General features: G+C 44.1%; 20 protein-coding genes. All 20 read right to left on the bottom strand.

From position 1 onward, the window contains the following. Positions 1-588: a hypothetical protein gene (locus tag FKX92_RS03860; RefSeq protein WP_125401622.1), complete on the bottom strand. Its 588-nt coding sequence runs from the start codon at positions 586-588 to the stop codon at positions 1-3. Beyond that, positions 585-2,453 (bottom strand): ABC-F family ATP-binding cassette domain-containing protein, encoded by a 1,869-nt coding sequence (locus FKX92_RS03865; RefSeq protein ID WP_125401621.1) that lies wholly within the window; start codon positions 2,451-2,453, stop codon positions 585-587. Before FKX92_RS03865 ends, FKX92_RS03860 begins: the two co-directional genes overlap by 4 nt. Then, entirely contained in the window at positions 2,450-3,649 is a 1,200-nt protein-coding gene (locus FKX92_RS03870) for a CCA tRNA nucleotidyltransferase (protein WP_149565579.1), read from the bottom strand. The genes FKX92_RS03865 and FKX92_RS03870 overlap by 4 nt, the downstream gene beginning before the upstream one ends. Beyond that, positions 3,646-4,413: a 4-hydroxy-tetrahydrodipicolinate reductase gene (gene dapB, locus FKX92_RS03875; RefSeq protein WP_149565580.1), complete on the bottom strand. Its 768-nt coding sequence runs from the start codon at positions 4,411-4,413 to the stop codon at positions 3,646-3,648. Before dapB ends, FKX92_RS03870 begins: the two co-directional genes overlap by 4 nt. A gap of 40 nt (positions 4,414-4,453) precedes the next feature. Further along, complete coding sequence (locus FKX92_RS03880) at positions 4,454-5,302, bottom strand: DegV family protein (protein ID WP_002897645.1); 849 nt, start codon at positions 5,300-5,302, stop codon at positions 4,454-4,456. A gap of 2 nt (positions 5,303-5,304) precedes the next feature. Continuing rightward, a complete protein-coding gene (locus tag FKX92_RS03885; protein WP_002915309.1) occupies positions 5,305-5,679 on the bottom strand; it encodes a DUF1149 family protein in 375 nt (124 codons plus the stop codon). Positions 5,680-5,805: 126 nt separating this feature from the next. Beyond that, positions 5,806-7,791, bottom strand: coding sequence for a PTS fructose transporter subunit IIABC (locus FKX92_RS03890; RefSeq protein WP_149565581.1), 1,986 nt, complete (start codon positions 7,789-7,791; stop codon positions 5,806-5,808). Further along, complete coding sequence (gene pfkB / locus FKX92_RS03895) at positions 7,788-8,699, bottom strand: 1-phosphofructokinase (RefSeq protein ID WP_149565582.1); 912 nt, start codon at positions 8,697-8,699, stop codon at positions 7,788-7,790. Before pfkB ends, FKX92_RS03890 begins: the two co-directional genes overlap by 4 nt. After that, positions 8,696-9,439, bottom strand: coding sequence for a DeoR/GlpR family DNA-binding transcription regulator (locus FKX92_RS03900; protein ID WP_009660338.1), 744 nt, complete (start codon positions 9,437-9,439; stop codon positions 8,696-8,698). Before FKX92_RS03900 ends, pfkB begins: the two co-directional genes overlap by 4 nt. Positions 9,440-9,609: 170 nt before the next feature. Continuing rightward, a complete protein-coding gene (locus tag FKX92_RS03905; protein WP_149565583.1) occupies positions 9,610-10,593 on the bottom strand; it encodes a CPBP family intramembrane glutamic endopeptidase in 984 nt (327 codons plus the stop codon). A gap of 13 nt (positions 10,594-10,606) precedes the next feature. Continuing rightward, positions 10,607-11,236: a TIGR01906 family membrane protein gene (locus tag FKX92_RS03910; RefSeq protein WP_149565584.1), complete on the bottom strand. Its 630-nt coding sequence runs from the start codon at positions 11,234-11,236 to the stop codon at positions 10,607-10,609. Next, complete coding sequence (locus FKX92_RS03915) at positions 11,229-11,999, bottom strand: TIGR01457 family HAD-type hydrolase (RefSeq protein ID WP_149565585.1); 771 nt, start codon at positions 11,997-11,999, stop codon at positions 11,229-11,231. The genes FKX92_RS03910 and FKX92_RS03915 overlap by 8 nt, the downstream gene beginning before the upstream one ends. 11 nt (positions 12,000-12,010) lie before the next feature. Continuing rightward, positions 12,011-12,751, bottom strand: coding sequence for an acyl-[acyl-carrier-protein] thioesterase (locus tag FKX92_RS03920; RefSeq protein WP_149565586.1), 741 nt, complete (start codon positions 12,749-12,751; stop codon positions 12,011-12,013). Positions 12,752-12,754: 3 nt separating this feature from the next. Continuing rightward, positions 12,755-13,885 carry a radical SAM family heme chaperone HemW gene (gene hemW, locus FKX92_RS03925; protein ID WP_149565587.1) on the bottom strand — a complete coding sequence of 377 codons (1,131 nt, stop codon included), beginning with the start codon at positions 13,883-13,885 and terminating at the stop codon, positions 12,755-12,757. A 137-nt stretch (positions 13,886-14,022) separates the two neighbouring features. Then, complete coding sequence (gene proC / locus FKX92_RS03930) at positions 14,023-14,826, bottom strand: pyrroline-5-carboxylate reductase (protein ID WP_149565691.1); 804 nt, start codon at positions 14,824-14,826, stop codon at positions 14,023-14,025. Between the two features lie 2 nt (positions 14,827-14,828). Then, positions 14,829-16,091 (bottom strand): glutamate-5-semialdehyde dehydrogenase, encoded by a 1,263-nt coding sequence (locus FKX92_RS03935; protein ID WP_149565588.1) that lies wholly within the window; start codon positions 16,089-16,091, stop codon positions 14,829-14,831. 21 nt (positions 16,092-16,112) lie between these two features. Further along, on the bottom strand, positions 16,113-17,222 hold the full coding sequence (proB, locus tag FKX92_RS03940; RefSeq protein WP_149565589.1) for a glutamate 5-kinase: 1,110 nt from the start codon (positions 17,220-17,222) through the stop codon (positions 16,113-16,115). Between the two features lie 114 nt (positions 17,223-17,336). Continuing rightward, positions 17,337-18,233: an RluA family pseudouridine synthase gene (locus tag FKX92_RS03945; protein ID WP_149565590.1), complete on the bottom strand. Its 897-nt coding sequence runs from the start codon at positions 18,231-18,233 to the stop codon at positions 17,337-17,339. Next, positions 18,217-18,684, bottom strand: coding sequence for a signal peptidase II (gene lspA, locus FKX92_RS03950; protein ID WP_002921410.1), 468 nt, complete (start codon positions 18,682-18,684; stop codon positions 18,217-18,219). The genes FKX92_RS03945 and lspA overlap by 17 nt, the downstream gene beginning before the upstream one ends. 3 nt (positions 18,685-18,687) lie before the next feature. Continuing rightward, positions 18,688-19,590: a LysR family transcriptional regulator gene (locus FKX92_RS03955; RefSeq protein ID WP_032908183.1), complete on the bottom strand. Its 903-nt coding sequence runs from the start codon at positions 19,588-19,590 to the stop codon at positions 18,688-18,690. Between the last annotated feature and the right edge of the window lie 16 nt (positions 19,591-19,606).

The following is a 19,606-nucleotide window of genomic DNA, read 5'->3' on the forward strand; positions in this document are numbered from 1 at the left end:
TTAAATATCCTTCTGACTTGCTCGCCATTGATTATGGTAATCCATCATCGTTTCATAAATATATTTTGGTTTCTCTTTTTTCAATAACATAAGAGTAATTTCTAACGGTTCAGGAATACCAAACTTATATTTTTTGCTTTTTCTAGAAGCAAGCCTTCTTCTCTTCAAAACCGCAGGATCCACTGAATGAAAACAAATCGTCAAAATATGACTCTTATTGAATAATTGATATTTTGCATAATGTCGAATACGTTCAATTCTATAGTCTATTCTCTGGATTTCTTCCCAACTATAAAACGAAACTTCTCTAAAAAGAAGGGGTTTAAAGTAAAAGCCCTGTTCAGTCAGACGTAGAAAACGTTTATCTCTAAACAAACAAATCCATACTAAAATAGAGAGAAAATCAAAAACAATTGTACCTATCACTAAAAACATTTTTTCAATCACAAAAATATTGGAGTCAAATAACAAATATCCGTTTTTAGATGGTAATACAAGAACTGCAGTCATAAAGACAGCAAAAGCGCTCGCCAATATAGCTAAAATGAATATTTTCAACCAGCTCTGCCTAAACACTACTTCTTTCATCCATCTAAACCACTCAGGTATTCATAGCGCTCGTATTTTTCCAGCAGTTTCTCGTTCTGCTCATCCAGTTCTTGCTGGAGTTCAGACAGGCGAGCAAAGTCCGAACCATTCTCCTGCATGGTCACTTCAATCTCAGAAATCCGCTCCTCCAGCGCCTCGATATCAGCCTCAATAGACTCCCACTCCTGCTTTTCAAAGTAGGTCATGCGCTTTTTCTCCTCGCGCACTTTGGTCGATTTTTCCTTTTCAGTCTTTTGGGAAATGGCAGAGCTTTCTGCCAGAAAGGCTTTTTCATCTAAGTAATCCGTGTAATTGCCGAAAAATTCTCTAATGCCCCCATCTTCAAAAGTCAAAATCTTGCTGGCTACCTTGTCTAGGAAATAGCGGTCGTGGCTCACTGTAATAACTGGACCGGCAAAGCCTTGCAGAAAGTTTTCCAAGACCGTCAGAGTTGCAATATCCAAATCATTAGTCGGCTCGTCAAGAAGCAAGACATTCGGCTTTTCCAAGAGAAGCTTGAGCAGATAAAGACGCTTTTTCTCTCCGCCAGAAAGCTTTTCGATTAAAGTCCCATGAGTAGAACGAGGAAAAAGAAACTGCTCCAAGAGTTCTGCAATGGAAGTCGTTCCGCTGCCTATCTTGACCTCCTCGGCCACTTCTTGCAAGTAATTAATGACCCGCTTAGACTCATCCAAGCCCTCAATCTGCTGAGAGAAATAGGCCACTCGAACTGTCTCTCCGATAATGAGCTGACCAGCCTGAGGCTGAAGTTTACCCGCAATCAGATTGAGCAAGGTTGACTTGCCGACACCGTTATCTCCAACAATTCCAATACGGTCCTTATTCTGGATTAAAAAGCTAAACTGAGAGAGAATAGTCTTCTGGTCATAAGCAAAGTCTACATTTTGAAACTCGATGACCTTCTTACCGATACGGCTGGTTTCAAAGTTCATTTCCAGATTACTGTCAATCGTCTGGTCTGCCAAATCTTTCTTGAGGTCATGAAAACGATTGATCCGAGCCTGTTGCTTGGTTGCCCGAGCCTGAGGCTGCCGTCGCATCCAGGACAACTCCTGCTTGTATAGCTGCTGCTTCTTATGAAGCAAGGCCGCATCTCGCTCATCCTGATCTGCCTTGAGACGGACATAATCTTGATAATTTCCCTGGTATTCAATCAAGCGACCGCCATCCAGCTCAAAAATCCGTGTCGAAATATTATCCAAGAAATAGCGATCATGGGTGATGAAAAGGACGGTCTTCTTTGAATTTTTCAAGAAATGCGTCAGCCATTCAATGGTATCAATATCTAGGTGGTTGGTCGGCTCGTCCAGCAAGAGCAAATCGGCATCACCTAAGAGAACCTGGGCCAGCTGAACTCGGCGGCGAAGGCCTCCTGATAACTGACCAACCTTGAGAGACAGATTAGTCAGACCAAGCTTGGACAGAACTGTCTTGACCTGACTTTCGATTTCCCAAGCATGGAGCGAGTCCATCTCGGCCATAACTGCTTCTAGTCTAGACTGCTGACTTTCATCATAAGCCGTCAGGAGCAGCTCATACTCTCGAATCAACTGCATTTCCCGTAAATCACTGGATAAAACGGTGTCAAGCACCGTCTGCTCCTCATCAAAATCAGGCTCCTGAGTCAGATAAGTAATTTTATAGCCCGTCTTAGTAGAAAAAGGGCTGACATCGCCGTCAAAGCCCGACTTGCCCGACAACACATCCAGCAGCGTTGTCTTTCCTGTTCCATTGACACCAATCAGACCAATCCGGTCTAGGTCATGAATGATAAAGGAAATATCCCGAAAAACAGTTTTATCTCCTACTGATTTGGTTAGCTTGTCAACGATAAAATCGCTCATTTCTTCTCCTCGATATAGGCGTAAATAGCCTCTAGCTCATTAGGCAAGCGGCCATCTACAATAGCGTATTCCAACTCTTTTAGAATTTGACCAAGTTTTGGTCCTGGCTCAAAGCCGAACACCTGCATCAGCATGCCGCCATTGACCACCATTTCCTGTTTGTTATGAATAGTCAGACTGGCATCAAGATTCTGAATTGCGGAGAAATCAACTGCCAAACCTTGCGCCTGTCGAAGCTCCTCTGCTTGTAGCAATAAGTCAATATCATAGTCATAGCAGTCTCGCTTGGTCAAGTCTCGTTCTGAGCGAATGGCCGCAATCTCAACCAAGTCTTCTACTTTCTTGGCAAATTCACGAGAAGTCTTCCAGTCTTTTAGAATGCCTTTAACATCTTGCACATTCAAGGCTAGCAAAAGGGCTGCCCAAGCTTGCTCGGATGCTGAAAAGCAAAAATCTGAAGCCAAGTCAAAGAGCCGTTCTAACTTAGCTCTGCTTCCCTTCAAATCTGGCAAAAATTCTATGGCACCGCTTGTCAAGAGTGCCTCTAAACCCTTGCGCCAAAACGGAGCCAGCAAGAGCTTGTCAAACTCGATAAAAATTCGTTCAACTGAAATTATTTCCAACAAGGGAGCACAATCCTTCATAGCTACGAAAGTATCTTGCTCCAGGTCAAAATCTAAGGCAGCCTGAAAACGAAAACCCCGCATGATACGGAGAGCATCTTCATTAAAACGCTCTGCAGCAGTTCCAACTGCCCGCAAAATCCGATTTTCCAAGTCATCCAAGCCTTGGAAAAGATCAATAACTTGGCCGTTTTCATCCAATGCTAGAGCATTGATGGTGAAATCGCGCCGCTTGAGATCTTCTTCCAACGAGCGCACAAAAGAAACCTTGCTGGGCCTGCGGTAGTCCACATAGACATCCTCGGTCCGGAAAGTTGTCACTTCATATTCACGGTTATTTTCCAGAACCAAGACAGTTCCATGCTCAATCCCCACATCAACTGTCCGGTCAAAGATACGCTTGGTTTCCTCAGGATAGCTGGAGCTAGCGATATCCACATCGTGAATAGGTCGCTGCAAAAGGGCATCTCGAACAGAGCCCCCAACAAAATAAGCTTCAAAGCCAGCCGCTTTTATCTTCTCTAATACTGGCAAAGCCTCCTGAAATTCAGAAGGCAGAGTTTCTAATCTCATAGTAAATGTTCCAATCCATAGACTAATTCTGAGCGTTTGACAACTTCTTTAATGGCAAGATTAACCCCTGTCATAAAGGAAGCACGGTCATAGGAATCATGTCGCATGGTCAATCCCTCTCCCTGGCTGCCGAAGATTACTTCTTGATGGGCAACCAAACCTGGCAAGCGGACCGAATGAATACGCATGCCATCGAAATCAGCTCCGCGGGCGCCAACTATAGACTCTTCCTCATCAGCAGCTCCCTGCTGCTTGCTTGGTCTGACTTGACTGATGAGCTCGGCTGTCTTGATAGCCGTCCCACTCGGAGCATCCTTTTTCTGATCATGATGCAACTCGATAATTTCTACATTTGCAAAATACTTAGCTGCCTGAGCTGCAAACTGCATTAGTAAAACAGCCCCCAAAGCAAAGTTTGGAGCAATCAATCCACCCAGCTTCTTTTCCCTAGACAGTGTGATTAACTCTTCCAACTGCTCAGGAGTAAAACCTGTAGTTCCGACCACTGGGCAAAATCCCTGTTCTAGGGCGAAGCGAGTATTGTCATAAGCTACTTTTGGGGTTGTAAAATCAACCCAGACATGGGCTTCCAGTCCAGCCAATTCTTCCTTGGCATTGAAGACGGGAACACCAGCCACTTCTTTTTCATCCGTAAAGGGATCCAGCAGTCCAACTAATTCTAGTTCCGGATCTTCTGTTACCATTTTATAGGCTGCTTGGCCCATTTTCCCTTTAAAACCAGCAATAATAACTTTGATACTCATGTTTTCCTCCTTACAGAGACAAGCTCAGATATTCAGACAATCAAATCACAGGAATATAAGCAAGTGCAACGCTCCCCTTGCCTAGATGCGTTCCAATGACACTGCCAAAGGTTGCGATAGGAACTTCACTAGCAATACCGCTGTCTAGCAGATTTTTCTGAAGCTCGGCTGCTTTTTTTGGCGCATTGCCATGGATAACCATAATCTGATAAACACCGCCCGCTGTTCTTTCTTGGACAAGTTCCAGCATACGCTTGGTAGCCTTCTTCTCCGTCCGAATCTTTTCAAAAACTTCTATCACACCATGATTGTTAAAATACAGAATAGGCTTGATGCTGAGCAGATTTCCCAGAATAGCTGCGCCGTTAGACAGGCGTCCTCCTTTGACCAAGTGGTCCAAGTCGTCCACCATGATAAAGGCGCTGGTGCCATCAATCTGCTTCTGGACATTAGCTAAAATTGTTTCAAAATCTAGTCCTTCTTCTGCCCACTCTAGAGCAGATTGAACCATAATACCGAGCGGTGCACTGGTAATCTTAGAATCTGGAAAGGCAATTTGCAAACCATGAAATTCATCTTTCAGATACTGAATGTTTTGATAAAAACCAGAAATTCCGCTAGATAGAAAGAGTCCCAGAACATGGGTATAGTCTTTGCCGTCTAGAATGGTAAGAATCTCTTCTAGGTCCGCAATGCTAGGCTGACTGGTCTTAGGCAATTCATCTGACTGAGCCATTTTTTCATAAAATTCACTAGCTGTTAAGTTTCTTCCTTCGACATAAGACTCACCGTCAATCACGACCGGAATATCCAAGACGAAAAGATTTTCGCTCTCTAGCAGCGAAGCCGGCAGATAGGCCGATGAATCTGTGATAACCGCTAACTTCATGATTAAAACTCCAAATTAATGCCTGGCAAATCTAGAGCAATTTCTGTCACTTCATAAGTCAAGCGATTGAGCATGGTTAAGCAAGGCCGAGCCAGCTCTTCTACTTCATCGTGGTCAAATTCACTCGGTTCCTCAATAAGACGACCGTGAATGTGGTTAGCTTGCGAAATAGTTCCGCTGATAACAAAATTCTCAAAAACAATCATAAAAGTCAAAATCACAATCAATGAAGTTGTATGGGCTTCGACATCTCTTTTGACCAATTGGAAATTCACATCAACCTTGGTTTCAGGTGTTCCATTTTCTTTTTCCCACTCAAAATTTCGAGCGTCAAAATGGTACTGACTAACAAATTCTTTTTCGCGCTGTATGTTCATTTTTATTCTCCTAAAAATATGCGATAGGCCCATTATACCATATATCGAGCGAAGTTTCCATGCTAAAATTTGCAGGCCGGAAAACACAAAAAAGAATCTCACTGACAAGCGAGATTCTTTTAAATATTATTTCTTAAGTGGTTTGCGCAGGTAACCAAAGATAATACCGCTGACTACTGCACCAATCAATACATATACCAAGTAAAGAATTGGATTGTTTGTCAAACCGATAACGAAGATTCCTCCGTGAGGAGCCATGAGCTTGATACCTGACAATCCTACAAGAGCACCTGTTAGAGCTGAACCTACGATAAAGCTTGGAATAGCACGGGCTGGGTCAGCAGCTCCAAAAGGAATCGCTCCTTCTGTGATGAAAGATAGTCCCATGACGATGTTGGTAATTCCAGAGTCACGCTCTTCTTCTGTAAATTTATTTTTGAAAAGAATTGTTGCTACAAACACTGCTAAAGGCGGAACCATACCAGCTGCCATAACAGCCGCCATAACAGTTGAACCACCACTTGTCAATGATTCAGCCAAAGAAAGAGTACCCACAGTATAAGCGGCCTTATTAACCGGCCCACCCATATCGACAGCCATCATTCCTCCTACCAAAAGTCCAAGAATGACTGCTGATGTTCCACTCAAGCTCATAAGGAAGTCATTGAGTGCTGTATTAATCGCTGACATTGGAATATTTACTGCCAACATAGCAAATCCGGTAAGAGCAACACCTAACAAAGGGAGAAGAAGAATAGATTTCACGCCTTCAAGTGAACGAGGAACTTTAATGTATTTTCTAAGCAAAAGTACAATACCGCCAGCTAAGAAACCGCCTACCAGAGCTCCTAGGAACCCTGATGAAACTTGGGATTCAGCTAGGGATTTCAAAATCTCTTGAACTTGTTCTGGAGTTTTATCTGCAAGATCCTTATATACAGGAATATTTCCATAAGCAATACCTGCTTTAGCAATTGCACCTGCCACAAAACCAGCCACCAATCCAGGTTTTTCAGCAATGGAATATGCAATATAAGCAGCTAATACAGGAACCATGAAGCCAAAGGCTGCTCCACCAATCTGATTGAAGAGAGCTGACAAACCATTATAATTCCCCAAGTGACTCAACTGGTCTTTAGGAACCCCTTGGTCAAGCAAGAATGAGATAGCAATCATAATCCCACCACCGATAACGAATGGCAACATTTGGGAAACACCGCTCATCAAGTGCTTGTAGAAAGCAGCTCCCAGACTAAGTTTTTCATTGCTTGATTCTGCAGCACCGCCACCATTGGCTGCCTTGTAAACTTCAGCATTTCCTGAAAGAGCCTGATTGATCAGTTCTTCTGTCTTACGAATACCATCCGCAACAGGTCGTTTAATTAACGGCTTGCCGTCAAAACGATTCATTTCTACCGCTTTATCTGCCGCGATGATAACAGCTTTTGCTTTTTTTATATCTTCAGCTGTCAGCTTATTTCCAACACCGCTAGCACCATTGGTTTCAACCTTGATGCCGACACCCATTTCAGCTGCGACCTTCTGCAAAGCCTCTTGAGCCATGTAGGTATGCGCAATCCCTGTTGTACAAGCTGTTACGGCTACAAGGAAGTCTCCGCCTTCATTGGCAGGTTCGACGACAGCAGGTTCTTCTGCTTTTTCTGAAGCTTGGTCAAAGAGCTCAATCACCTGATCAGGCGAAGTCACTCGGCGCAATTTATCCGCAAAACCATCCTTCATCAAGTATTGAGACAATTCAGCCAAGGCAGCCAAGTGAGTATCGTTAGCACCTTCTGGAGCTGCAATCATGAAGAAAAGATCAGTTGGCTGGCCATCCAAACTTTCATAATCTACGCCTTTATTTGACTTGGCAAAAAGGACAGTCGCTTCTTTCACTGCAGCATTTTTGCTGTGAGGCATAGCGATTCCGTCACCCAGACCTGTAGAAGTCAAGGCTTCACGAGCCAAAATCCCTTCTTTGAAAGTCTCAAAGTCTGTCACATAGCCATGATCCACTAGGCTCTGAATCATTTCTTCAATAACAGCTTTTTTCTCTGTTGCCTGCAAGTCCAGCAACATTACATCTTTTCTTAGTAAGTCTTGAATTTTCATATTTTTTCTACCTCTACTTTTTCATAGATTTCTTTTATATAATCAGCTGTCGCCAAATCATCTGAGAAGGTGGTCGCTGTTCCGCAGGCCACTCCCCATTTGAAGGCTTGAATAACATCACCAGAGCGGACAAACTCTCCGGTAAATCCAGCCACCATAGAGTCGCCAGCACCAACAGAATTTTTCACATTGCCCTTGATAGGTTTAGCGAAATAGGCACCCTCTCGAGTTACCAGTAAAGCACCGTCACCAGCCATGGAAATGATGACATGTTGGGCACCCTTGTCTAAGATTTGACGGGCATAACTCTCAATCTGATCCAAGCGTTCGAGCTTGACTCCAAAAATATCACCTAGTTCGTGATTGTTAGGTTTGACCAAGAGCGGCTCAAACTCTAAAGAATCCAGCAGTGTCTGTCCTTCAAAGTCACAGACGATTTGCGCTCCTGTCTTTCTGGTTAAGCCAATCAGCTCCTTGTAGACAACATTTCCTAGATTTTTAGGACTGCTGCCTGCGAAGACTACTGTATCTTTTGAAGTCAAAGAAGAAAGGAACTTCTCAAGTTCTTCTAGTTTCTGACTGGAAATTTCTGGACCTGGTCCGTTAATTTCTGTCTCAGCATCCGCTTTAATCTTGACATTGATACGAGTATCCTGCTCAACCTCTACGAAATGGCTGGAAATCCCTTCCTCTTCCAGAGTATCTGTGATGAACTTACCAGTAAAACCACCGATAAAACCAGTCGCTGTATTCTCAATACCTAGACGTTTGAGAACTCGGCTAACGTTGATTCCCTTCCCGCCAGCGAATTTGTCGTCACTGTCCATCCGATTGACGCTTCCTATAAGGACCTTGTCCAGACGGACAATATAGTCGATGGAAGGGTTTAGTGTGACAGTATAAATCATACTTCAATCACCTCCGTTTTTTCTTTCAGCGCTTGAATCACTTCTGATTCCGTTTGATTAGTAATAATGCTTGCTTTGGCAAGAGGAGCAACCTTGACAAAGGACGTCTGTCCTAGTTTAGAAAGATCAGCCAAGACATAAGTCTTCTTAGCATTCTCCAAAATCGCTCTTTTGACAGCTCCTTCTTCCATATCTGGAGTGGTAAAGAAGCCATCGTCAATGCCATTCATTCCAATAAAGGCTTTATCGAAATTCAACTGACCGATTTGATTTAGGGCAACACCTCCAATGCTGGCATCCGTTGAGCGCTTGACCTTTCCGCCGATAATGACTGTCGGTATATTGCGCTCTACCAACTTGGTCGCATGGTGAATGGAGTTGGTAACGACTGTCACTCTAGGGTCATGCAGCTCATTAACTAAAAGCTCATTGGTTGTCCCCGCATCAATAAAAATCACATCATGCTCTTGAATCAAGCTTGCTGCCATCTTGGCAATAGCTGTCTTTTCTTGAATGCTTTTGATAGATTTTTCCTGATTGCTCTCTTCTTCCTGTAGAAAATGAAGGCTCTCGGCTCCACCATGAACTCGTCGCAGTTTATGCTCGCTCTCCAGTTCATCCAAATCTCTTCTGATTGTTGATTCTGAAGTGTTTAAAGCATGTACTAGATAGTCTAAAGAAACAAATTTTTCTCTTATGACTGTCTCTAGAATAACCTGCTTTCTTTCCGACTTCAGCATAAAGCACCTCCTTTGGAATCGTTTACGATTATTATTATACCTCTTTATTTTTCAATGTCAAGCATTTTCTATCAAAAACCTTCAATTTCTATCTTTTTACCGAACAAAAAAAGAGCTGGACTATATCCAACTCCTTACATATCTTTGCATAACTGCCAAATAAAAGGCAATTAGCTATTATTAATCAATGATACAAGATAGGCTGCCATGACAGGCAGAAAAGTTCCAAGAAAAGTAAACACAACCAGAACCCAGAACCAGACTGACTTAAAAGCCTGTCGGTAGGTCCCTGGGAGCGAACGATTTGTGTCAATGTATTCCTTAAATTTTGGCCACTTCAAGATTAAAAGCAAAAGAAATACTGTGCTGCCAGCGATTAATAGGCCGTAAAAAACGATGTTAACAATAGGCTCTGGAGCTTTTTTTGAAAGAAAAGCTATCCCTTCTGCTATGACAAAGTTATTGAGAGCATGAAAAATGATAGACCAGATAATCGAATACTCAAAAGCGATATAGCCAAAACCTAAACCAATCAAACTAGCAAAATAAAACTGATAAAGATTTTCATGAAAGAGACCAAACAAAATCGCAGTCAGAAGAATGGCAAAAATCTTGCCATGCTTCTCTAACGCTCGCAATCCAGCACCTCTAAAAATGATTTCCTCCGTAACTGGAGCCATCAAGGATGAATAAATCAGCATGGTCAGTGTTTCAGAACCGCCACCTCCTGATTCCATACTAGAAAGATCTAGATTGAAGAGTTGCATGATAGCCTGCATCATCTGATTGACAACAGCTGTAAACATTTGGGCGAATAAAAGGAAGCAAATCATATAAAAGAAAACTTTAGAAGTCATCTTCCGCCCCTTGCGACGAAGGTCGTATTTAAAGAGCTGCTTACCCCTAGACACCGTGAAAGTAAGAACACCAAGACAGGAAGCTAGAATATAGGCTCCGCCGTCCTTTTCCATGAATTTGGTAACAATGTCTTGCGTCTTTTGAATGTCCATACCTTGTCCTGGCATGATGACGAAAAAGGCAACAAATACATAAATGAAGACAGCAGCAATCATGACCCATAAATAAGTAAAGCAAGTCGCTGAAAATCGTCCTAGATCTTTTTTAGGATTTAAAGGTTCAGGTATATAATACATAAAATCTCCTATATTAAATTTTCTCCTTACCCTTTCGGCTTAGGGAATATAAGGTCAAAAAGATTCCCTCATAAAGCAAAGCAAAAAGAATAAAGGCGTGCATGAAAAATTCTTCTGGCAGAATCCAAATGACTGGATCCTTGGCTGGATCAAACATCCAAGTATTGTCTCCGGCAAAAAGAACTTGATGAAAGAGTGTAAAAAAATTGTTAAAACCAATCAGAAAGGCCAGTCCAGCAAAGACAAACGGCAAGAGACTAATCACCAGAAAAGCCCGTCTGTAGAGACCTAAAAATCCCTTTTTGACTACTTTTTTGATAAAGAAAATCAAAGCAGGCAGAGTGACTAGAAAAATAGCTTGCGCCAAGTGAAAAAGATACTTGACCGCCTGAAAATGATGTAGCCCTGCAGCTGACGAGCGAAAATCTGGCATCGCCAGTTTCTGACTAAAAGGATTGGTCAGGTAATTCATCAGAATATTAAAATTATACTGGATGGTCTCTGCTTTCAAATACACCTTATCCGTCAAGTTGAAATAAGAAATCTCCATCGGGTATAAGAGCCAAGCTAGATAGATGGTTAGCAAGATAGCTGCTGCCAACAAGCACAAGACGCTGGCTAAAAATCTCAACTTATCACGCATCGAAGTCCCACTCCGCTAAACTGGACAAGACATGCGTCGGTTGGATAGGCAGATTGGGCACCTCTTCTGGCAGGGTAAAACCTGTCGTAACCAAGAGGGTCGGAATGCCATTGTCAATTCCCGCTCGAATATCTGTCAGATAGTTATCACCCACCATGACCACTTCTTCACGCGCCAGTCCTAGATGCTCTATGGCTTTTTCCATGATGATGGCATTTGGCTTGCCGATAAAGGTCGGCTCAACCCGAGTGGCTGCTTCCAAGAGGGCATTGATAGCACCCGCTCCTGGCTGCAGACCTCGCTCAGTCGGAATATTGAGATCAGGATTGGTCCCGATAAAGTGAGCACCCTTTTGAATAGCCAGAGTCGCTATTGTCAGCTTCTCATAGTCCACTTCCCAGTCAAGACCCACTACTACATAGTCAGGATTTTCAGTGTCTTCTATATAACCAGCTTCTTCAATGGCATGTTTCAGTCCGACATCACCGATAACATAGACTTTCTTGCCCAGATTTTTCTCCTGCATATAGTCAATGGTAGCTAAAGTAGCTGTGTAAATTGTCTCAAGCGGCGTCTCAATATTGAAATTTTCAGCCAGCATGGTCTGCACTGCTTCTGGCGTGCGTGTGGTATTATTGGTCACGAAAAGGTAGGGAATCTTACGCTTCTGCAAGTCATGCACAAAAGCTTCACCAGCCGGAATCCGGCTCTTGCCCTTATAAATCGTCCCGTCTAAATCAATCAAATATCCTTTATAAGTCATTTCTACTCTTCCTAATTTTCTTGTTTAAACTCTTGCCAGGTCACCAAAGCCTGAGCATTCACTTCACCGTCACTGGAAATTTGGTGATTGCTCTGCAGACCTTCTAGGTCATAGCTAGAAGCAATCATGCCGCCTGGTCGAACTTCCTTGACATACTTGAGATGGACCTTCTTAGGAATATGTTTCGTGAGGAAGTCTGCACCCATGACCTCAAAGATCCAGTCCAGATACTTGCTATTATTGACATGGCCATTCATATCCAAGTCGTAAAAGCGCACATGGTAGTCCTTGCTGACAGGATTTTCCAAGTCTGGATACTTAGGACCGCGCAGTAATTTCTTGGAAAAGTCAGATTGATATGGCGCCACAATCTCCGGATCAACGGCACGAACCTTGCGGCTATCCCAATCCATAAGAACAAAGGTTGCCATCATCTGTATAATGACTTCACCCGCTTCATCAAAAATCGTAAAGCGACGGTAGCAAAAGAGCCGATTATAAGTTAAGGCTTCTGTTTCGATAGTAATCTCCTCTGCAAATCGTGGCAGACGTGTCACATCAATATCATAGTCCGTGATAATCCAGACTAGGTTATACCGCTCCAGCATATCCTTGTCACTGACGCCAAGCTCGATTGACTGCATCCCCGATACCTGCAAGGACAGCAAGATGACATCCGGCAGCTTGATATGGCCATTCATATCTGCCATATCAAAAGGAATTTTCATTTTCATTTGATAAGTTAAGCCCATGATTTACTCCAATATAAATTTCTCAGCAACCGTATCGCCCAAAAAGAGACCCTGTTTGGTCATGCGCACGATATCTCTATCTGGCACTAGCAAGCCCTGCTCGGTCAGATCAGACACAACAGCTCCATACTGGCCTTCAAAGGAAATACCGAATTTTTCCTCAAAACGTTTTTTGGAAACGCCAGATTTCTTGCGCAGTCCTAGAAACATCTCTTCTTCCATCTTTTCTTTCAGCGTCAGCACTTCTTCCTGCACACGGGCATTGCCCGCTTCCACCGCCTGCAGATAATGACGAATAGGCCCGTGGTTTTTATAGCGAACACCATCGACATAGCCAGACGCTCCCGCTCCAATACCATAATATTCCGCATTGTCCCAGTACATGAGGTTGTGACGGCTCTCAAAGCCTGGCTTGGAAAAGTTTGAAATCTCATAATGCTCAAAGCCGGCCTTTTCCAGCTCAGCTATAATGTATTCGAACATCTCCGCTTCCAAATCTTCCTTGGGCAGAGGCAGTTTCCCTCGACGCATCCGATTCATGAAGACCGTATGATTTTCCAAAATCAAGCTGTACAAACTCATGTGGGGAATGTCTAGGACAATAGCCTTGGCTACATTGGTTTTCACATCTTCCATGGTCTGCTTGGGCAGGGCATAAATTAGATCGATTGAAATATTATCAAAACCCGTTTTTTTGAGATTGGCAATATTCTCATAAATATCCTTTTCCAAGTGACTGCGGCCAATTTGCTTAAGCATGCGGTCATTGAAAGTCTGTACGCCCAGAGAAACCCGATTGACAGGCGAGTCTTTAAGTACAGCAATCTTCTCCTGGTCCAAATCCCCGGGATTGGCTTCGATGGTCAACTCTTCTAGACAAGACAAGTCCAGCTTGTCTGTCAGCTTTTCCAGCAAAAAAGCCAACTGATGCGCCGATAGAGCGGTCGGAGTTCCGCCACCGATATAGAGGGTACGGAGCTTTTTGATATCGTAAGAATGATACTCCTCAATCAAATGCTCCAGATAACTATCTACCGGCTGATTTTTGATAAAAACCTTGGAAAAATCGCAGTAATAACAAATCTGAGTACAAAAAGGAATGTGCACATAAGCAGAAGTCGGTTTGGTTTGCATAGTACTTATTATACCACAGTTTTAAAGAGAGGACTTATTTGATTATCAAACAAAGAAAAAAAGAGTGAACCTGCAAAGACAAAATTGTCCTCGCATATCACACCTTTTCCTATAATCTAAAAAATTGAAGATCTAAATCAATTCTTCCCCAACTCCTGCGTCCTCTTGTAAGCAGCTTGAACGGCATCCATGACCGTTCCTCGAAAGGCATTTTCTTCCAGACTAGCTACACCAGCGATGGTCGAACCAGCAGGACTGCAGACCTGGTCTTTGAGTTGAGCCGGATGTTGCCCACTGATCTGACTTAGTTTCGCAGCTCCCAAGAGAGTCTGATTTGCCAGTTCAAGCGACATATCGCGACTGAGTCCTGCTTGCACACCAGCATCCGCTAAGGCCTCTATAAAGAGATAAACGAAAGCTGGTCCGCAGCCGGCAAGAGCTGTCGCTGCATCCAACTGCTTTTCCTCTAGTTTGATCAAAAGTCCAGCCGAAGACAGAAGCTCACGCAACAAGTCTTCGTCCGCTTGATTCGCCTGGTGAGATAAGCTATAGGTAATAACACCCTCACCTACAGCTACCGGAGTATTAGGCATGATCCGAATCCAACGATGGTGACTAGGTGTCAATTTTTCTAATAGCTCCAAAGGCAGACCCGCAGCCATCGAAACCAGCAGAAGAGAATCCCGTTTTTCTAGAATCTCCCGATATTCAGCCAATAAGTCAGCAAATTGAGCTGGTTTGATACCCAGAAAAATCACCTCTGCCTGAGCAAAAACCTCTTCATTACTGACCGGCTGCCCACCAACTTCCTCAGCAATCTTTTCAGCCTTTTCACGACTGCGATTAGCCAGGAGTAATTCGCTTCTGTATCTTTCATCTCGGGCAACTAGGCGAGCCAAACTGCCGCCCATATTTCCCAGACCGATAAATCCAATTTTCATCATTATTTCCTCACTTGACCAGTCCCTTGGATGACGTATTTATAGCTGGTCAGCTCTTTCAGCCCCATAGGGCCTCTGGCATGCAGTTTTTGAGTAGAAATCCCCATTTCGCAGCCAAGGCCAAATTGACCACCATCTGTAAAACGGGTTGAAGCATTGACATAAACTGCAGCACTATCCACCTGCTCTGTGAAGTAAGCTGCCGCTGAATCGTTCTCCGTCACAATGGCATCCGAGTGATGGGTGCTGTGAGCTTCAATATGCTCCACCGCTTCTTCCAGCGAGGAAACCAACTTGACCGCCAAGATATAGTCCAAGAACTCGGTGTCAAAATCTTCTGGTCTAGCTTGCGAGCCCGAGATATACTGACCTGCTTTCTCATCCAAGCGTAATTCAACAGGGTTTTCTTGCGCAGCATCACGATCTGTCACCAAAGTCTTCTGCAAACGTGGTAAAAATGCTGCAGCAATCTCTTCATGGACCAGCAGTACCTCCATGGCATTGCAGACAGAGGGGCGACTGGTCTTGGCATTCTCAATAATCGCCAAAGCCTTGTCCTGATCAGCATCCTTATCTACATAGATATGGACAATTCCAGTACCTGTCTCAATAACCGGCACTGTCGCATTTTCCACGACCGCCTGAATCAGTCCGGCACCTCCACGAGGAATGAGCAAATCCAGATATCCCTTGGCCTTCATCATAGCCTGGGCTGAAGCCCGGCTGGTATCAGAAACCAACTGGATACAATCCGGCGAAATCTTCGTCTGAGCCAAGCCTTCTTTCAAAGCTGTAACAATAGCTAGCGCTGTCTGATAAGCATCCTTGCCGCTTCTGAGGACGACTGCACTGCCACTCTTTAGGGCAAGAGCTGCAGCGTCAGAGGTGACGTTAGGCCGGCTCTCGTAAATAATACCAATCACACCCATAGCCCCCCGCTTTTTACTGATGACAAGACCGTTCTCAAGCTCGGTTTTTTCCAAGACTTGCCCTACAGGATCCTCCAAGTCAATCAGCTGGCGAATGCCCTCAGCCATGGCCGCAATGCGATCCTCGTCCAGATAGAGGCGGTCCAGCATCACATCTGAAATCTTACCTTTAGCCGTGGTCATATCCAATTCATTGGCTGCTAAAATATCCGCACGAGAAAGCCAGAGCTGACTTGCCATTTCTTCCAAAGCATAGTTTTTCTCAGCCGTTGTGGCCGTATTGATTGTCTTCTTGACTTTCTGAACCTTTTCAAAAATCGCTTGTGTTGAGGTCATCGCTTCTCCTTTCCTCGTCTTCTAAAATTCTGCAAATAAATCATTCAACTCCGGTGTCAGAGAAATCCAGTCATCTCGATGAATGACAACACCCTTAGGCTTATTGGACTTGAGCATATCTTTAAGAGCTGACTTGCCAAAACGTACGCGCCCTTTACCAAGAATAGCTCCGCTGCCATCTTCATAAACTGTTACCGTATCCTGATAGGCAAAGCTACCCAATACAGATACAAGACCGGATACCAACAAACTTTTTCCCTTATTTCTGAGAGCGTCGGCTGCTCCTTGGTCTACATAGATTTCCCCTTGACTTTTAGCGTAGAAAGCCAGCCATTGCTTCTGCGTTTTTAGACCTTTTTGCTGAGCCAAAAAGAGGCTGCCGTCCTTGGTCTCCTCCACAGCTTCCAGCAGAGCATCAGTCTTGAGAGAGGAACAGATATAGACCGGAACACCAGACATGGTCGCCAGAGTTGCAGCCTTAATCTTTGTCAGCATGCCGCCAGTTCCATTGCTCGTTCCTGCACCGCCTGCCATATCAATCAACTCAGAGCTAATCTTCTCAATCTTTTCCAGTCGACGAGCATCTGGATTGATAGAGGGATTGGCCGTGTAGAGTCCATCGACATCTGTCAAGAGCACCAGGAGGTCCGCCTGAACCATAGCCGCTACCTGAGCACTCAGTGTATCATTATCGCCGACCTTGAGCTCCTCGATAGCCACTGAGTCATTTTCATTGATGATAGGAATAGCGCCACGATTCAACAAGACAGACAAGGCCTGATGGGCATTTTTGTAACGCCGCTTATCTGCAAAATCATCCTGGGTCAAAAGAATCTGAGCAGAAATGATTTGCTTCAAAAGAAGATTAGTTGTATATTCCTCCAAAAGCAAACCCTGTCCAACCGCAGCAGAAGCCTGTTTATCCGCCACCTTGGTCGGTCGTTTTTTAAAGCCCAGAGAAGAAAAGCCTGCCGCAATAGCTCCTGATGAGACCAAGATCAACTCATGTCCCGCCTCATGGAGAAGTGCTAACTGCCGAGTGATTTCCTTTACTTTAGCGCGTGACAGACTGCCATCTGCGTTGGTCAATGACGAAGTCCCCACCTTAAATACGATTCGCTTTGCTTTCATTTCCTTTTCCTTCACTGCTAGATTGTCTTATTATACCACGATTTACGGAAAATAAAAACGACCGCGGTTAAAGCGGTCAGAGGAAAATTTGTATTTTAATAATGAATGGACTTGCTATCCTTGTCGCAATTTTTCCAAGGTTTCTTGGAAAATAACTGGCACTTCAGCTGTAAATTCCAGCACTTCACCAGTTCGAGGATGGGTGAAGCCCAGCGTTCGCGCGTGCAGAAATTGGCCATGTCCTTTTAAGGTCTTGCGCGGTCCATAGACCTCATCACCAGCTACAGGATGTCCGATGTAGGACATGTGAACGCGGATTTGATGAGTCCGTCCCGTTTCCAGCTGAAGCTCAACCAGAGTATAGTCACCAAAACGTTCCAAGACTTGGAAACGCGTCAGGGCTGGCTTACCTTTAGCCGTTACGGCCTGCTTCTTGCGGTCTTTTTCACTGCGGCCAATCGGTGCTTCAATCACTCCACGGTCGTTAGGCAGATTTCCATGAACAATAGCCCAATACTTGCGTAGGGATTTCTTATCCTTAAGTTCATCAGCCAGAGCCACATGGGCTTGGTCATTTTTAGCAATCATCAGAAGCCCTGAAGTGTCCTTGTCAATTCGATGAACAATGCCCGGGCGGAGGACACCGTTGATGCCAGACAGATCCTTAATATGGTACATAAGGGCGTTGACTAGCGTACCGCTTGTATGGCCTGCAGAAGGATGGACGACCATTCCCTGCGGTTTATTGACAACTGCCACATCCTCATCTTGGTAGACGATTTCTAGCGGAATATCCTCAGGCACATATTCGACGCCTTCTGGTTCAGGCAGTTCATAGGAAACGACATCGCCTTCTTTAACAGCATATTTAGCTTTTTTGGCTTGGCCATTGACCAAAATCTGGCCGTCCTTAATCTGCTCATTAGCCAAACTCCTCGATAAGTCTGTCAGCTCGGCAACCGCCTTGTCCAATCGCTGACCAGCTACTGAAGACTCAATTCTTACTTCCATCTTTTTCTTCCTTCAAAATCATCAGCAGTAAAACAGCTACACCAAAGGTCAGATACATATCCGCCACATTGAAAATAGCAAAATTAATAAAATCTAACTGAAACATGTCCACGACAAAACCTTGACGTATCCGGTCAATAAAGTTCCCCAAACCGCCAGCAATCACCAAGGTTAGCCCGGCCAGCATCCACTTCGAGGCATTGAGGTGCTTGATAAGGTAGTAAACAGCTCCTCCGATAACCAGAAATGTCACCAAAGTAAAAAGCCATTGCTGGTTTTCCAGCATGGAGAAGGCTGCACCGGTATTCTGAAGATAGGTCAAACTCACCAGATGCGGAATGAAACTCTTGACCTGCCCCAGCTTAAAATCGCTGACAATATATAACTTAACCAGCTGGTCCACAACAATAAGAACCAAGACTGCAAAAGGAATAATAATTTTTCTTTTCATACTTTATTTTTTCTGTGCAAAATACTCTTTCATAACTGATACAAAGTCTTCTCCGACCTGGGTCAACTCCACATCTTCACGCTTGACATAGACCATGTGGTTGTCCAAGTTGTCGCGAAGCTTGATGACAGTAATACCGTTCACACTGTTACTGTCTAAAAAGCCAGATCCAGTCGCATAGGCATCGGTACGCTCCAAAATCCCATTCAAAGTTGCACGGTCCGTCACATTGAACATCTGTGAGCTGGCACTGGTATCGACAAAATTCTCTGAATAATAGAGATATTCGTCCTTTTCCTGGGTAAAGCGAACAGTCGGCAAGGCAGCCAAATCTTCCATGACCAACTCCTTCTTCTGAGTCAGAGGATGATCTTCCCGCAGGTAAATATGGGTCTGAAAAGGAATCAGCTCAATTACTTCCAAGCCTAGCTTTTCCACCCGCTGCATAATGCCCTTGGTATTCTGATTATTAAGGTAGATAATGCCGATTTCACTGTGGCCTTGCGCTACTTCATCCAGAATCTGCACAGTTGTTGACTCAAAAATCCGGAAGTTCTTGTACTCAGGGTAGGTCTGAGAAAATTGAGTAATCAAAGGCGGCAAAAAATCATAGTGCTGACTGGCAATTGAGAACTCATCACGCTCCTCCTCGGGATTGGCATATTGATTTTGAAAGACATCAAAACCCTTGACCAAGTCTTGAGCCTTTTCATAAAACTCCATTCCTCGGCGAGTCAGAAAAGTCCCGCTGCTGGTCCGTCGAAAAATCTTGAAACCCAGCTCTTTTTCCAGATCACGGACAGAGATAGACAGACTAGGCTGGCTGACATACATTTTTTCCGCAGCTTCTCGAAAAGTCCCACTATTAGCAATGGCGACCACATAACGCAATTGTTGAATATTCATAACATTTTCCTTCTTT

This window comes from Streptococcus sanguinis (assembly GCF_008329445.1).
In the GTDB taxonomy this organism is placed as follows: domain Bacteria; phylum Bacillota; class Bacilli; order Lactobacillales; family Streptococcaceae; genus Streptococcus; species Streptococcus sanguinis_O.